Origin of the sequence: Paenibacillus sp. FSL H8-0537 (assembly GCF_038051995.1) — a bacterium.
Lineage (GTDB): Bacteria > Bacillota > Bacilli > Paenibacillales > Paenibacillaceae > Pristimantibacillus.
Genome location: NZ_CP150290.1, coordinates 86,289 through 102,655 on the forward strand (window position 1 = coordinate 86,289; position 16,367 = coordinate 102,655).

The 16,367-nt window shown below is 48.7% G+C and carries 12 protein-coding genes; all 12 read left to right on the forward strand.

Features of this window, described 5'->3' with window-relative positions; all coding sequences use genetic code 11:
* The first annotated feature begins 77 nt into the window (after positions 1-77).
* The 12 genes from MHB80_RS00435 to nadA all read left to right on the forward strand — a co-directional run bounded on the left by MHB80_RS00435 (position 78) and on the right by nadA (position 16,341).
* Entirely contained in the window at positions 78-629 is a 552-nt protein-coding gene (locus MHB80_RS00435; RefSeq protein WP_099517810.1) for a S1 domain-containing RNA-binding protein, read from the forward strand.
* Positions 630-993: 364 nt separating this feature from the next.
* A complete protein-coding gene (gene spoIIE, locus MHB80_RS00440; RefSeq protein WP_341280349.1) occupies positions 994-3,486 on the forward strand; it encodes a stage II sporulation protein E in 2,493 nt (830 codons plus the stop codon).
* Positions 3,487-3,886: 400 nt separating this feature from the next.
* Positions 3,887-4,612, forward strand: a complete 726-nt coding sequence (locus MHB80_RS00445) for a VWA domain-containing protein (RefSeq protein ID WP_046234430.1) — start codon at positions 3,887-3,889, stop codon at positions 4,610-4,612.
* Entirely contained in the window at positions 4,596-5,519 is a 924-nt protein-coding gene (locus tag MHB80_RS00450; protein WP_341280350.1) for a serine/threonine protein kinase, read from the forward strand. The genes MHB80_RS00445 and MHB80_RS00450 overlap by 17 nt, the downstream gene beginning before the upstream one ends.
* A 78-nt stretch (positions 5,520-5,597) precedes the next feature.
* A complete protein-coding gene (gene tilS, locus MHB80_RS00455; RefSeq protein WP_341280351.1) occupies positions 5,598-7,028 on the forward strand; it encodes a tRNA lysidine(34) synthetase TilS in 1,431 nt (476 codons plus the stop codon).
* Between the two features lie 49 nt (positions 7,029-7,077).
* Positions 7,078-7,617, forward strand: a complete 540-nt coding sequence (gene hpt / locus MHB80_RS00460) for a hypoxanthine phosphoribosyltransferase (protein ID WP_338553848.1) — start codon at positions 7,078-7,080, stop codon at positions 7,615-7,617.
* Between the two features lie 103 nt (positions 7,618-7,720).
* Entirely contained in the window at positions 7,721-9,715 is a 1,995-nt protein-coding gene (ftsH, locus tag MHB80_RS00465; RefSeq protein ID WP_341280352.1) for an ATP-dependent zinc metalloprotease FtsH, read from the forward strand.
* A gap of 470 nt (positions 9,716-10,185) precedes the next feature.
* On the forward strand, positions 10,186-11,256 hold the full coding sequence (locus tag MHB80_RS00470) for a BMP family protein (RefSeq protein ID WP_341280353.1): 1,071 nt from the start codon (positions 10,186-10,188) through the stop codon (positions 11,254-11,256).
* A gap of 117 nt (positions 11,257-11,373) precedes the next feature.
* Positions 11,374-12,921: an ABC transporter ATP-binding protein gene (locus MHB80_RS00475; protein ID WP_341280354.1), complete on the forward strand. Its 1,548-nt coding sequence runs from the start codon at positions 11,374-11,376 to the stop codon at positions 12,919-12,921.
* Between the two features lie 5 nt (positions 12,922-12,926).
* Complete coding sequence (locus MHB80_RS00480; RefSeq protein WP_341280355.1) at positions 12,927-14,021, forward strand: ABC transporter permease; 1,095 nt, start codon at positions 12,927-12,929, stop codon at positions 14,019-14,021.
* A 1-nt stretch (position 14,022) separates the two neighbouring features.
* Complete coding sequence (locus MHB80_RS00485; RefSeq protein ID WP_341280356.1) at positions 14,023-14,985, forward strand: ABC transporter permease; 963 nt, start codon at positions 14,023-14,025, stop codon at positions 14,983-14,985.
* Positions 14,986-15,402: 417 nt separating this feature from the next.
* Positions 15,403-16,341, forward strand: a complete 939-nt coding sequence (gene nadA / locus MHB80_RS00490) for a quinolinate synthase NadA (protein WP_046234439.1) — start codon at positions 15,403-15,405, stop codon at positions 16,339-16,341.
* Positions 16,342-16,367 lie beyond the last annotated feature (26 nt).

Consider the following 16,367-nt stretch of genomic DNA (forward strand, 5'->3'; position numbering starts at 1 on the left):
ACCTTCCTTCTTCCGTTCGGTTATAATCACGTTAATAGTACATTAAGCGAAACTTTTAGGGAGGAACATTTTATTTTATGGCAATTGAAGTAGGCGCGAAGTTAGAGGGCAAAGTGACAGGCATTACGCATTTCGGGGCATTCGTTGATTTGTCTGGAGGTGTCACAGGTCTCGTTCACATCTCGGAAATTGCTGATAATTACGTCAAAGACGTGAAAGATCACCTGAAGATTGAAGACGTGGTCAAGGTCAAAGTGATAAACGTTGACAAAGACGGAAAAATTGGACTTTCCATTAAACAGGCAATTGATCGACCAGAAGGCCAACTGCCTCCTGCACGCGAATCACGTCCAAGCACTCGTCCAAGTGGCGGGCCTGGTGGTGGTGGCGGCGGAGAACGCTTTAATCGTGGCGGCAGTGGTGGCGGTCAGGATCGTGGCGACCGTGGAGGACACGGTGGCGGCGGTGGTGGACGTCCATTCAAGCAGCAGGCCGGGAGACCAGCTTACGGAAAACCAACTTTTGAGGATAAAGTGTCGCGCTTCCTGAAAGACAGTGAAGAACGCATTTCCTCCCTGAAGAAGAATACCGAAGGCAAACGCGGTGGACGCGGAGCCAAGCGGGTTTAAGCAAGAGCTATATTTTAATGACAAAAGCAGAGCCTTTATGGTTCTGCTTTTTTTGCGTTTATGTGCCGCCTCAAAGTTTTTTCCTCCCCTACTCTTTCAATACCGACACATTCACCTGCATATTCGCCAACAAATGGAAGTGCCAATAGACGGTTTTTGTTGAAGCTGTTCGAGGCACTGGCTGCAAAGAGGGCGGCATGAGCCCAGACGGGGCAAGCGAAAATTTGCTTTTGACAAGGACTGCGAGGGCAGTTGATTTTGTCGGAAAAAACTTTTGGGCCGCCTACGTTAAACTGACAAACTTCCTATGGACGACCTCCTATAATGGGAAACACAATACATTCGGAAATGGTGGTGTCTGCGGATGAACAAGGAAAGTGTACTCGTATTTCCCAGAGGAAAGAAAGAGGGATGGCTGCAGCCTCGAATCGGTAAAGTCAAGGAGCGTGTTGCCTCGCAGCGATTTATTCAGCTGGTGCTGGCGAAAAAATGGACCTTCCTGCTTGTCGCTGTTGGTTTTTTGCTCGGACGAGCCGTCATTTTGGAGTCGCTTATGCCGTTTGCCGCCGCTTATTTTGCCGTCATTTATTTTCTTCGAAAGGATGCGGTTGCTTGGGTTGGGCTGTCAGTGGTGGTGGGGAGCTTCTTTGCGGTTACACCCTCCCCAGTCTGGATTGCGATGGAAATTGCCGCATTATTTCTTTTGTTCAAGGGGCTCGAAGCCTACGAGAAGGCTGAGCTTGCTTCGGCTCCGCTGCTCGTATTTACCGCCACCTTGCTCGTCCAATTGTTTCATGCCTTCACCTTGGACACGCTGACCTGGTACAGCATCATGCTGGTTGTAGTGGAAGCGGCACTCGGCTTTGTTCTCACGCTCGTGTTCATCCAAGCCATTCCGGTGCTGACTATGTCTAAGAAGACAACGGCGCTGCGCAGCGAGGAAATCATATGCTTGATGATATTGCTCGCTTCCGTTATGACAGGGGCGGTTGGCTGGGTGATCTACGGCATGTCGGTGGAGCATATAATGTCGCGTTATATGCTGGTGCTGTTCGCGCTTGCTGGGGGCGCGCCGCTTGGAGCATCGGTCGGGGTCATTGCTGGACTCATACTCAGCCTTGCGGACTTTAACGCCATTGTGCAGATGAGTCTGCTGGCGTTTGCGGGCTTGCTGGCGGGGCTGCTGCGGGATGGAGGGAAGATGGCTGTAGCCTTCGGCATGCTGCTTGGAACGTCCATTCTAGCCGTATATGTAGGCGGTCAAGGCGATGTGATGGCATCCACCTGGGAATCGGTTACAGCGGCTATTATGCTGATTTTGACGCCGCGCGTCATGATACGAACGATATCCCGCTATGTGCCGGGAACGAATGAGCATGCGAATTCGCAGCATGAATATGCGAAGCGGGTGCGTGAGGTGACGGCTGAGCGGGTCACACAATATTCGGAGATGTTCCGGCAGCTCTCGCGAAGCTTTGGGCAATTAAACGGCGGCGCTGTGGCGATGAATCGCGAAGATGAGATCACTCATTTTATGAATGAGGTGGCGGCACGAAGCTGCGCAAGCTGCCATCGGCAAAATGCATGCTGGGGGGATAAATTTTATCAGACCTATAAAGTGATGACGGAGATGATGACGACGGTAGAGCAGGAGCGTGCCCCTGGAGCCAAGGATATGCCGCGAACGTGGACCGCCCATTGCTCCAAGTCGACGCAGGTGATGTCTGTCATGAAGCAGCAGTACGAGCTATATCAAAATAATATGCACTGGAAGAAGCAAATATTCGACTCCCGTCAGCTGGTGGCCGAGCAATTGACTGGCGTGTCCCAGGTCATGGAGGATTTGGCGAAGGAAATTCGCCGCGAGGGGCAAACGCTGCATTTGCAGGAGGAGCAGATTAGGGAGGCGCTGGAGGGACTGGGCCTGTCGATTCGAGAAATTGAAGTGATTAATTTGGAGGAGGGCAATGTTGATATTGAGCTGTACCATACATTTAGCAAGGGATATGATGAGTGCCGCAAAATTATTGCGCCGCTGCTTACGGATATTTTAGGTGAGCATATTGCAGTTAAACTCGAGGAGGAACCAGAGAAAAATGGAGAAGCAACAAGGGTCGTATTTGGCTCCGCCAAAGTATTTGAAATTGAAACGGGCGTTGCTGGTGCGGCAAAAGGGGGCGATCTGCTGTCAGGCGACAGCTTTAGCATGGTGGAGCTTGGCAACGGCAAATTTGCCGTGGCAATTAGCGATGGCATGGGAAATGGAGAGAGGGCGCGCCAGGAAAGCAGCGCAGCGCTGTCGATTTTGCAGCAGCTGCTCAAGTCGGGTATGGACGAGAAGCTCGCGGTCAAATCGGTCAATTCCATCCTGCTGCTGCGTTCGTCAGATGAAGTATTCGCAACCGTGGATCTCGCCATTATCGATCTTTACACCGCCTCAACAATGTTTATGAAAATCGGTTCAACGCCGAGCTTTATTAAGCGCGGCAAGGAAGTGATTCCAGTTACGGCCAATAATTTGCCAATCGGCATTTTACAGGATATTGATGTGGATATGATTTCGATGCAGCTTCAGCCCGGGGATGCGCTCATTATGATGAGCGATGGCATTTATGATGCGCCAGGACATGCGGTCAATAAGGAGATGTGGATGAAACGAATGATTCATGAGCTGAAGACGGAGGACCCGCAGGAAATGGCCGATGTGCTGCTGGACACCGTTGTGCGTTACCATAAGGGGGAGATTATCGATGACATGACCGTGCTGGTGGCGCGTGTGGACAAGCATTTGCCAGAGTGGGCGGCATTCCGCTGGCCGGGGATGACGCGAATGGAGCGCCCGCGGACGGTAAGCTAGCATATAGGAGGGCCGACAGGGACGGCGGCAGCCGTTTTACCTTGGCTCACCTACTAATTTGGAGGTGAAGCGGCTAAGCGGTAGCTAATTAGAATGTTCTCTTGGAGGTGGTTAACCAAACCAGCGTTCATTCATAGCGTGCTTCAAAGGAAGCGGCTATGAATAAACGCTGGTTTTTTCTGCGTATAGCCGTTTATCTCTCTTAAAATGGGCAAAACTGATAGAATCAGCTCCTTGTCACTCTAAGTAGGGCGGCATGCTGGTTTGTGGCTGTTTGTGCAAATATAAGAATTTATAAGTTTCACACTTATAAATGGGCTTATATTTCAACGCGAAACGGAAGCTTTGCCGCCAAAGGACGGCTTCAGCCGTTTACGCTTGTGAAGGGAGATTGATAGGGATGAAACAAATTTTGCTAATAACCGATGGTTGTTCGAATGTAGGGCTAAGCCCGATTGTAGCAGCGGCTCATGCGAAGGCGGAGGGTATTGCAGTCAATGTCGTCGGGGTGCTTGATCACGGCGATGCAGGCGAGTCAGGCAGCATGGAAATTGAGGAGATTGCAAGGGCTGGCGGCGGCATCAGCCGGATGGTTCATACGCGCCAGCTGGCGCAGACTGTCCAGATGATGACGCGCAAGACAGTTGTACAGACGATTCAGCTAGCTGTACAGAAGGAGCTTAAACATGTGCTTGGCAGCGGGGCGATTGAGGATTTGCCGCCGGAGACGCGCAGTGAGGTCGTGAGGGTGATGGATGAGCTGGGGGAAAGCTCCAGTCTGCAGGTGGCGCTGCTTATCGACGCCAGCGCTAGCATGAAGCCAAAGCTGATTGCGGTAGAAGAGGCGATCCGCGACTTGATGCTGAGCCTGCAAGCAAGGCAAGGGAAAAGCGAAATCGCTGTCTTTCATTTTCCGGGCGGAAGGCATGGAGAAGAGTGCAAAATGGATTTGGGCTGGACGGATAATTTGACAGGAGCGCAGTCGATTTTTCCGAAATTGCAAATGAGTGGCACGACGCCAACGGGTCCTGCGCTGATGCAGGTGATTGATTTTTATCGTCAGGGGGATTATGGTAGGAGGAGCAGAGAAGAAACGGATGGGATGATGAGTGACTACGTCGTTTAGAATCAGTCTCCGCCGTGGCACTGTGGTGACTGGAAAATGGAAGCGCCGTAAGTATCGGGTCGAGCGTCTGCTTGGGGAAGGCGCCAATGGCAAAGTGTACTTGGTCCATTCCGACCAGGGGTGGGTTGCGCTTAAGGTAGGCGCTGACGCAGTAGACCTGCAATCGGAAATCAATGTGCTTCAGACGCTTGCGAAGCAGGGGAGGCGCCAAGCGCCTGCATTTTTGTATGATGTGGATGATCTGCAAGGCTCCGATGGACGCGATTACCCTTTTTATATTATGAAGTATGTGCGCGGGGTGAACTTGTCTGCGTATTTGCTGCAAAACGGCAAGGAATGGTTCCCGCTGGTCAGCCTTAATCTGTTGAATAAACTGGCGGAGCTTCACAGCAAGGGCTGGGTATTCTGCGATTTAAAGATGGAAAATGTGATGGTTGCTGATTATGGGCATGTCGAGCTGGTGGATTACGGCGGGGTGACGGCGGTAGGGAAGAGCATTCGCCAGTTTACTGAAATTTATGACCGTGGCTACTGGAACGCAGGTTCCCGGGCTGCTGATTTGAAATACGACTTATTTTCTTTCGCGGTGCTGTGCATCCAAATGCACGAACCGAAGAGACTGCACCAGCTTACCTTGACGCTGCTCCCGCAAAATCGTTCGACCGATGATTTAGAGCAGCTGATTGCGACCAATGCTTCTCTGAAGCCGATTGCAGGCTGGCTTGCAGAAGCTCTTGCGGGACGTTTTGCAGATGCTGCTGAAGGCGCGGAGGCGTGGCGTGTGCTGATGCATGGAACGAACCGCAAGCAAGCTGCCCCGACCCCTTTCTGGCTCAAAGGGCTAGTTGCGGGTTCGGCAATTATGCTGGCTGTATCGGTTTATTGGCTGCTTCGCGTGGGTATGTAATGACATAAGTTGTTATAGCAAGGTTTCGCCAGCTATTTTGTTGAAGGCGGCGGCCAGAAGGGAATGAGGGAAGAGGAAATGACGATAGGAATCGATATGCTTCCCGATGTTCAGAAGCTGGCAGCAGTGGAACGGTTATGGAGCGAAGGGGACTGTGTTGTTGTTGCTGTCTCCGGGGGACCGGACTCTATGGCTCTGCTGCATCTCCTGAGCCGCCTGAAGTCACGCGGGGTGCTAAACGTTGTTGCGGCTCACGTGAATCACGGCTTCCGGCCGAAGGAGTCGGCGCTGGAGGCAGAGGTAGTTCGGCGTTATGCGGGGGAGCTTGGGCTGCCCTTTGAGCTGACAGAACTCGATTTGCCTGCTTATATAGAAGAAACAAAAATGAACGCACAATCGGCGGCGCGCGAAAAACGCTACGCCTATTTGCATGAGGTTGCGCAGCGGTGGGGCGCACAGGCGATTGCCCTTGCCCATCATGCAGATGACCAAGCGGAAACGGTGCTCATGCATTTGATTCGCGGCAGCGGTATTTCGGGACTTTCTGGCATGTCGCTGCGCAGGCAGGAAAAAAACGTGGAACTCATTCGCCCCCTCATGCGTAAGAACAAAACAGACCTTTTACAATACTGCCGTCATTACGGCATTCCGTATTGCGAGGACAGCAGCAACGAAAAGCGCCATTACTTTCGCAATGTTGTCCGTCTGGATGTTATTCCGCAGTTATCCAGCTTCAATCCGCAGCTGTCCGAATCGCTTGGCCGCCTTGCTGAAGTGGCGGGCGCCGAGGATGAATGGCTGGATAGGCAGACAAAAGCTTTATTCGAAGAGTTAGCCTATACGGAGCCGGAGGAATGTTCTGTAAGCTGCAGTCGTTTGGCGGGCCTTCATGTCGCTTTACAAAGGAGATTGATTAAACTAATATTAGATTATCTTTCGAGGGATGCTGATGTGGTCTCCTTCGAGCATATCGAGTCTATGCGGCTTGCCGCAGCGCCCGAAAGTTCAAGCACTTGGCGTATGGATATTGGAAACGGTTTGCGCTGCTTGCGTGAATACGACCATATGCGTTTTGTCAGGATGCCGAGACAAGAGGAAGCGAATACAGACTATGCGCTTGATGTTGTACCTTTGACCCAGCAATACATAGAGGTAGAGGCGGGCGGCTGGAAGCTCGCGTTTGAGCGGCGGACAGCTGATGATCAGGCTGCTGGAAAACTGGCGGGCCGCCATGAAGCTTGTTTCGATTTGGAGCAGCTTGCGTTTCCGCTGACTGTACGAAATCGGCGCCGTGGTGACCGAATTCAAGTTTTAGGATTAAATGGGTCTAAAAAAGTGCAAGATATGTTCGTTGACGAAAAGCTGCCTCCTTCACAGCGCGAACGCTATCCACTGCTTTTCGATGCAGATGGGCGGCTGCTGTGGATTCCAGGCATAAGGCGATCTAGCCATGCGCTTATCAGCCCAAGCACGAAGGAACTATTATTCATTCGTATGACGAAAGAATAAGAAGCACTGTTACACTCATAAACATAAGTACTGTAGGGGGATTAATCCGTTGTTAAACGACATTCAAGAAGTGCTTTACGATGCACAGCAGATTCAGGCCAAGGTGCGTGAGATGGGCAAGAAGCTCAGTCAGGATTTTGAAGGGCGTGACCCTCTCGTTATTTGTATCCTTAAAGGGGCCATTATTTTCATGTCCGACCTGATCAAGGAAATGACGATTCCGCTGGAGATTGATTTTATGGCGGTGTCGAGCTATGGTCAGTCGACCAAGTCCTCAGGTGTGGTCAAGATTATTAAGGATCTTGATGTATCGGTAGAAGGCCGCGATGTACTCATCGTTGAGGACATTATTGACAGCGGTTTGACGCTAAGCTACTTGATTGATGTTTTGGAGCGCCGCAATTCCAAATCGGTTACGGTGGCTACGCTGTTCGATAAGCCGGCACGCCGTACAGTAGATCTCGAAGCAGACTATACGGGCTTTACGCTGCCGGACGAATTCGTTGTCGGTTATGGGCTTGATTTTGCTGAGCGTTACCGCAACCTGCCGTTCATTGGCGTTTTGAAACCGGAAGTGTACGAGAAGTAATTTGAATGGGCTTAACCAGTATGCCTGTCCTCCAAGTGGTTCTATTGTGATGGAAAGTCATGCTATGTTAAAATATGAAAAGCGTCTTGAGAGGAGGTAGGAGATGAATCGGATCATCCGTAACACTGGATTTTATTTGATCATCTTTTTGGTAACCGTCGGGATTATTCAGTTTATCAGCAATCAGAATGATACTACCGTCGAAATACGATATGATCAGCTTCGCGCTGCTATTAATGAGAACAACGTCGCGGAAATGATGATAAAGTACGATGGTCAGTCTTATTATATTTCTGGTAAATACATTAAACAGCCCGAAAACGCGAAGAGCATACAGTTCACATCGCGTGCAGGGATCGATTCAGGCGAGGTATTGCGTGAAGCCGCAGTGAAAAACGGTTTTGAGTTACAGTATAAACCAATGGATACGCCAAGTGTCTGGCTTACACTCCTTACTTCCATCATTCCGTTTGTGATTATATTCGTTCTGTTCTTCTTCTTAATGAATCAAGCGCAAGGCGGTGGCGGCAAAGTCATGAATTTCGGCAAAAGCCGTGCCAAGCTTTACAATGAAGAGAAGAAGCGCATCACTTTCGAGGATGTGGCAGGGGCGGATGAGGAGAAGCAAGAGCTGGTTGAAGTTGTTGACTTCCTCAAAGATCCGCGTAAGTTTAATCTGGTAGGCGCCCGTATTCCTAAGGGTGTTCTGCTCAATGGTCCTCCGGGAACAGGTAAAACGTTGCTTGCCCGTGCAGTAGCCGGTGAAGCAGGCGTACCATTCTTCAGTATTTCGGGTTCGGACTTTGTGGAAATGTTCGTCGGTGTCGGCGCATCCCGTGTCCGTGATTTGTTCGAAAATGCGAAGAAAAATGCACCTTGTATTATCTTTATTGATGAGATTGACGCCGTTGGCCGTCAACGTGGTGCTGGTCTTGGCGGCGGTCATGATGAGCGTGAGCAAACGCTCAACCAATTGCTCGTCGAGATGGACGGATTTGGAGCGAACGAAGGTATCATTATCGTTGCAGCAACGAACCGCCCTGATATTTTGGACCCTGCCTTGCTGCGTCCGGGACGTTTTGACCGTCAAATTACGGTAGACCGTCCAGATGTGAGAGGCCGTGAAGCGGTGCTGAAAGTTCATTCCCGCAATAAGCCGCTTAACAAGGACGTCAAGCTGGATATTATCGCAAGACGTACAACAGGCTTCTCCGGAGCAGATCTTGAAAACTTGCTGAACGAAGCAGCGTTGCTTGCTGCTCGTCGCAATAAGAAAGATATTGCAATGAGAGAGGTTGATGAAGCTATTGACCGTGTTATCGTAGGTACAGAGAAGAAAAGTCGCGTAATCAGCGATCGTGAGAAGCGTATTGTTGCTTTCCATGAAGCTGGACATACGATTATTGGATTCTTCCTGGAGCATGCGGATCTCGTTCATAAAGTGACCATTATTCCTCGTGGCAAAGCTGGCGGTTACGTCATCATGATGCCGAAGGAAGACCGGATGCTGGTAACGAAGCAGGAGCTGCTTGATAAAGTGACGGGCTTGCTTGGCGGACGTGTAGCTGAGGAATTGTTTATCGGCGAAATCGGCACAGGCGCATACAGTGACTTTAAACAAGCGACGAGTATCGTTCGTGCGATGATTATGGAATACGGAATGAGCGACAAGCTTGGTCCATTGCAATTCGGAAGCTCGCAAGGACAGGTGTTCCTTGGACGTGATATCGGCCATGAACAAAATTACTCCGATGCGATCGCTTATGAAATTGACCAAGAAATGCAGGCGATTATCGGAGCTTGTTATGAGCGTGCGAAAAAATTGCTCACCGAGAGATCGAAAGAGGTTCACACGATTGCGGAGACGCTTCTGTCTGTAGAGACGCTTGAAATGGATCAAATCAAACGTTTGATCGAGACAGGCACGCTTGAATTGGCGGAAGGTGAAGCAGAGAGTGTTGCTGTTGAACCAACAACTGAACCAATCGTCGATACGATTGGCGACGTTAAGGTTCGTATTCAATCAAGAGAAGCAGGAGAAATCCCTTCATTGGATAAATCTGATGATAAACCGAACGATGGGGAAGAACCGAAATAAACAGGATGAGGACGCGTTAGAAAACCGACATTGTCGGTCGTTGAATCTTCGTCCTCGCCAGTTGTTTATGGAGACAGCTATTTTCTCAGTAGTGACCGAGAAAATAGCTGTTTTTTATTTCATCGCGAAACAGTAGCTTTGCCGCCATAGGTCGGCGTCAGCCGTTTACGCTTGATTAATTTTACTTTATTAATGTTCGGATTTAGCCTATAATAATAGAGGTAAAACTCAGGAATTATTTGGTTTTGTCGGGTGTGTGTAAGGTTTTAATGGTGTGTTTGGCACAAATGTTAAATAATTGTGAGATATAGGCGTGAACAAAATTTCTGTGTCATGTTACATGACGTAAAAAAGTTGACGTATGTGGATAAGCAATTATAATAAAGAGAATAGCAGCCAAGCACAACAACAATAATATAAGCAAGTAGGTTGCAGTTACAACACATCTATATTAAGGGGAGAAATCGAAGATGAAAAAACGTTTAGGTTTTATGTTGTCTATTGTTCTTATGTTCGCATTAGTATTGTCTGCTTGTGGTGGCGGCAGCAAAAACAATGGCACAAACGGAGCAGCATCGCCTGAGGCGTCTGCGGCACCAGAAGCATCATCAGATACTGGTACAGCAGCTAAACTCAAAATCGGCATGGTTACAGATACAGGCGGCGTAAATGATAAATCCTTCAACCAAAGTGCTTGGGATGGCCTGCAACGTGTAACGAAGGATACAGGCTCCGAAACGAAATATTTGGAAAGTAAAGGCGACGCTGATATGGAACCGAATCTGCGTGCATTCATTTCTGAGAAATACGATATGATTTGGGGCGTAGGCTTCTTGTTCCAAGATGCAATGGGTAAAGTAGCGAAAGACAATCCGGACTCCAAGTTCGGCATCATCGACTCCGCTGTTGACGCACCAAACGTTGTTTCTGTTAACTTCGCAGCTAACGAAGGTTCGTTCCTAGTAGGTGTAGTTGCTGGCTTGACAACAAAAACAAATAAAATTGGTTTTGTAGGCGGCATGGAAATTCCGAGCGTTACTGTATTTGAAGCAGGCTTCAATGCAGGTGTAGCGGCAGTAAACCCTGAAGCGAAGGTTATCCGCAACTACACAGGCGAATTCGGCAAACCAGACTTAGGTAAAGCAGCAGCAACTGTAATGTACAATGACGGCGTAGATATTATTTTCCAAGTTGCTGGTGGTACTGGCAACGGCGTATTCAACGAAGCTACAGCTCGTAAAAAAGCAGGGCAAGATGTATGGGTAATCGGTGTTGATAAAGACCAATCGATCGAGTTCGGCAACGAAGTTACGCTTACCTCCATGCTTAAAGGCGTTGAAGCTGCCATTCACCAAGTTTCCACTGACCTGATTAACGGCAAATGGGAAGGCGGCAAATCGGTTGTTCTTGGTCTGAAAGACGGCGCAGTAGGCCTGCCAGAGAACAACCCTAACATTTCTGCAGAAATTATGACAAAGGTTGAAGACTACAAACAACAAATTATTAGCGGTTCGCTTGTAGTTCCAACTGAAGTGAAATAGTTTTAAACTTATGATTTAATGTCGTTTGTTTATTATGTACAGCCGACAAGACCTGCCCTCAAGCCGGTCTTGTCCTTTTTTGAGATTGGGAGCTAACAAACCGGGGAGGATAACTGGATGAAACAAAGTGCAGCGGCTGTCACACTTAAGGGGATTACGAAACGCTTTCCCGGGCTTGTAGCCAATGATTCGATTGATTTTGAGCTCAAGAAAGGCGAAATCCATGCATTGCTGGGCGAGAATGGTGCAGGGAAGTCTACGTTGATGAACATTTTGTTCGGATTGTATCAGCCTGATGAAGGGGAAATCTGGGTCAACGGCAATAAAACGGTTATTGAAGGTGCAGGAAAAGCTATTGAGCTTGGAATTGGTATGGTACATCAACACTTTAAACTGGTACAGCCATTTACAGTGGCTGAAAATATTGTGCTTGGCAATGAGCCGCGTAAATTTGGCACATTCGTCAATTATAAGCAAGCAAATGATAAAGTCCGTTCCATTTCGGAACGTTATGCATTGAAAGTAGATCCGCAGGTGCGGATTAAAGATATTACGGTGGGTATGCAGCAGCGTGTGGAAATTTTGAAAACCTTATACCGTGGCGCTGAAATTTTAATCTTTGATGAGCCTACTGCTGTGCTTACCGTACAAGAGATCGAAGAGCTGATTGGCATCTTGCGTAATTTGGCTGCAGAAGGCAAGTCCATTATTTTGATTACGCATAAGCTCAAAGAGGTTATGGCGCTTGCAGATTCGGTGACGGTTATTCGTCGGGGCAAGGTGGTTCGAACCGTTACGACAAAAGAAACGAACGAGCAGCAGCTTGCGGAGCTTATGGTTGGCCGTGACGTTAATTTTCAGGCGGTAAAAACCAAGAAAGAGCCTGGAGAGCTTATCGTATCTGTTGAAAACCTTACGATGAAAGGCGAGGAGAATAAGCTCGTTCTAAATGGCGTCGCTTTTAATATCCGTGCAGGCGAAATTTTGGGTATTGCTGGTGTTGATGGCAATGGACAAAGTGAACTGGTACAGGCTATTACTGGCATGCGTAAAGCTTCTAGTGGTTCTGTGAAGCTTTTGGGTAAGGAAATGATCAATAAAACGCCGCGCCAAATGTCTGTTGCAGGCGTCAGCCATATCCCAGAGGATCGTCACAAGCATGGAATGGTGCTTGATTTCACACTCAGCGAAAATATGGTGCTGGATACGTACTTTGATCCACAGTTCGGCAAACATGGCTTTATTGATTTTAAAGCTATAGACGCTCTGGCGAATCAACTCGTGACTGAGTTTGATGTGCGTTCATCAGGCATTGGGGCCAAGGCTCGCTCCTTGTCGGGCGGTAACCAGCAGAAAGCCATTATTGCCCGTGAAATATGGAAAAATCCGTCCTTGCTCATCGCTGTACAGCCGACTCGCGGTCTGGATATAGGCGCGATCGAATATGTGCATAAGCGGTTAATTGAAGCGCGGGATGCAGGCAAAGCGATTTTGCTCGTTTCTTTTGAGCTGGATGAGCTGTACGCGTTATCTGATCGCATTGCGGTTATGTATGAAGGTAAAATAATGGGCTATGCCGATGCTGATCAGCGTGACGATCAACAGCTGGGTCTAATGATGGCAGGCAATTTGGCGGCGAAGCAGCCGAGCAAAGGTGGGAGATAGCAACCATGGATAAAGTCAAAGGAATTGCGGACAAAATATTCAATAAAACATCCTTCCTCGTCCCCTTGGTGGCTATCATTTTGGGTCTGTTATGCGGGGCAATAGCCATGCTGGCAGGCGGGTTTGATCCTATTCTAGCTTACCAATCACTGATTAAAAAGCTATTTGGCAGCCCTTACGATATGGGTGAGGCTATTCGTGCGATTACCCCGCTCATATTTACAGGTACAGCGGTTGCTTTCGCTTTCCGTACAGGCCTGTTTAATATCGGGGTAGAAGGCCAGTTCATGATGGGTATGACTGGTGCAACCGTCATAGGGATTACGCTTGACCTCCCTTGGTTTCTGCATGCTCCGCTTGCTATTATTGTCGGAGCGCTGTGTGGAGGCTTATGGGCGGCATTGACTGGCTATTTAAAGGCTGTTCGCGGCGTTAACGAGGTTATTTCTTCGATTATGTTGAACTGGGTTGCGCTTTATTTATCCAATTACATTATTCGTGCGTTTTTTGTGGCAAAAGGGCAGCAGAAATCGGATCCGATTCAAGAGTCAGCACTCGTATCGATTGGCTGGTTATCCGATGCGATGGATCATGCCCGTATGCATTGGGGTACTGTTATTGCCTTGCTCGGTATTGGAGTGTTTTATATTATACTGTGGAGAACGAAGCAGGGCTATGAGCTCAGAGCAGTGGGACAAAGCCCTGACGCAGCGCTGTATGCAGGGATTAATGTCAATCGCACCATTGTAAAGTCGATGTTTATTAGCGGATTGTTTGCGGGACTGGCAGGCGTGTTTGAGACGCTGGGGGTATTTGGCTATCAGACGATTCTGTCAGCGCCATGGGGCTATGGCTTTGATGGTATCGCGGTTGCTTTGCTTGGCGGCAATACGCCAATCGGCGTATTGTTCGGTGCTGTACTGTTCGGTGGTCTCAGCTATGGCTCTGCGGGTATGAGCTTTGGAGCGGGCGTACCGCCAGAGCTCGTTCGAATCGTTATTGGTTCGATCATTTTCTTTATTGCTTCGCATGGCATAGTAAAGTTTTTCTTAAAACCATTCCTTGGACGACGTGCAGACAAGCGTAAGGAGGCGATCTAATATGAATGCACTAGAGATATTGGGTCAACTTATTAACGTTACGCTTGTATTTTCTACGGCGCTTATTTTTACCGGTCTTGGTGGTCTATTCTCTGAGCGCTCTGGCGTTATAAATATCGGTCTCGAAGGTTTAATGGTGTCTGGCGCGTTCGCGGCAGCAGTCATTACCGACTATGCGATACAAGCTGGTTATGAGGAATCTGCTCCGTGGATAGGCTTAGTGGGGGCAGCGATTTATGGGGTGATATTTGCCCTTCTACATGCGATATCCACGATTACATTTAAGGCGGATCAGACGATAGTCGGTGTCGTTATTAATATTTTGGCAGCGGGTATCGCGATTTATTTGACGAAAAGCTTGTATGAGGGTTCGGGACAGACGACAACGCTGACTCATGTATTCAACAAATGGGAAATCCCTTATTTATCAGATATTCCGTTTTTTGGAGAGGCGTTCTTTAAAGCTTATCCGACGACCTATGTTGTTATTATCCTTGTCATTATCAGCTATATTGTGCTGTACAAAACGCACTTCGGCTTGCGCCTTCGCGCAGTTGGCGAATACCCAAGCTCGGCAGATACAGTGGGTATCAGCGTAACAAAATACCGTTATATCGGCGTGCTGCTCAGCGGAGCACTTGCAGGTCTTGGCGGTGCGACCATTACGTTAACAACGACGAGCAACTTTGCCCATAATACCATTTCGGGCCAAGGCTTTATCGCTATCGCGGCTGTTATTTTCGGAAAATGGAATCCTCTCGGCGTTGCGGGAGCTGCTATTTTCTTCGGCTTCGCGCAAGCGATTCGGAACTTTGCTCAACTGTTCGATTGGTCGCAGCAAATTCCGACCGAGTTTTTCTATATGCTGCCATACGTATTGACGCTCGTTGTACTCGTTGGTGCAGTAGGACGTTCTTCCGCTCCAGGCTCGCTTGGCGAACCATACGATCCAGCTAAGCGCTAATCGAAACAAGAAGCATCATACTTCCCATGGCTATCACGTAAGTGATGATTCATCCATGGGAAGTTTTTTTGTTTTCTAACCCTTTACACAAGGTTAGTCACAGAAAATCCACGATTGTGGATAACTTGTGGATAACCATGTGCGTAAACGCTGCATTTATACACAATAGCCGCCAATGATGGAAAGTTTAGCTGTGGCAGGTGCTATTTTCAAAGGGAATTCACACTTTTGTCATAAACGCATTGACAGCATGATCTGCCTGGAGTAAATTAAACCTTATCAAATGAATTTACCGTAAAGGTCAAATGAAAGGCGAACGACTTTTTAGGTTTGTGCATCAATTCACAAAGTCGGTAGTAGCCATATCTGGAATGGGCAATCAGCTTGCCCTTCCCTCATAAGAGGAGAGGATTAACTGTGGAAGCACTGGCACTGGAACGCAAGGCGGAGCAGAACCGCGAACTGCGGGAACGGCTAATGCAATTGAAGAAAGAGCGCAACGCCATCATTCTTGCTCATTATTATCAGCGTGATGAAATTCAAGAGGTTGCGGATTTTCGCGGCGACTCGTTTTTGCTAGCTCAGAAAGCGGCTCAGACGGATGCGGATGTCATCGTATTTTGCGGCGTGCATTTTATGGGGGAGAGCGCCAAAATTTTGGCTCCCAATAAAACCGTCATTATTCCGGACGAGCGTGCAGGCTGCCCGATGGCCGATATGGTCAATGTCGATGGTCTTCGCAAGCTGAAAGCCCAGCATCCGAATGCGACTGTCGTTACGTATATTAACTCTTCCGCCGAAATTAAGGCAGAGACTGACATTTGTTGTACATCGGCGAATGCGGTTAACGTTGTAAATTCCGTTGAAGGCCAAGACGTCATTTGGGTACCGGACAAGAACCTTGGGCACTATGTGCAGCAGAAGACCGATAAGAACATGATCATCTGGGAAGGCTACTGCAACACGCATGACATGTTGACGGTAAAGGATGTAGAGGAAATGAAGGCGAAACACCCGAATGCGCAGTTTGTTGTGCATCCTGAGTGCCGCCCTGAAGTGGTGGAGCTGGGTGATTTTGTCGGCAGCACGACAGCGATTATTAAATATTGCAAGGAATCGGATTGCAAGGAGTTCATTGTCGGCACGGAGGATGGCACAGGCTATCAGCTGAGATTGGACAGCCCGGACAAAACATTCCTGTTTGCATCTAAATATTTGGTTTGCCCGAACATGAAGGTTAATAACCTGAAGAAGCTGGTTAAATGCCTTGAAACGATGCAGCCGCAAATCTATGTACCGCCGCATGTGGCGGATCAAGCACGCTTGTCCCTGGAGCGCATGTTACTCGTGAAATAGGAGCAGCATGCGCTACTCCTATGCCT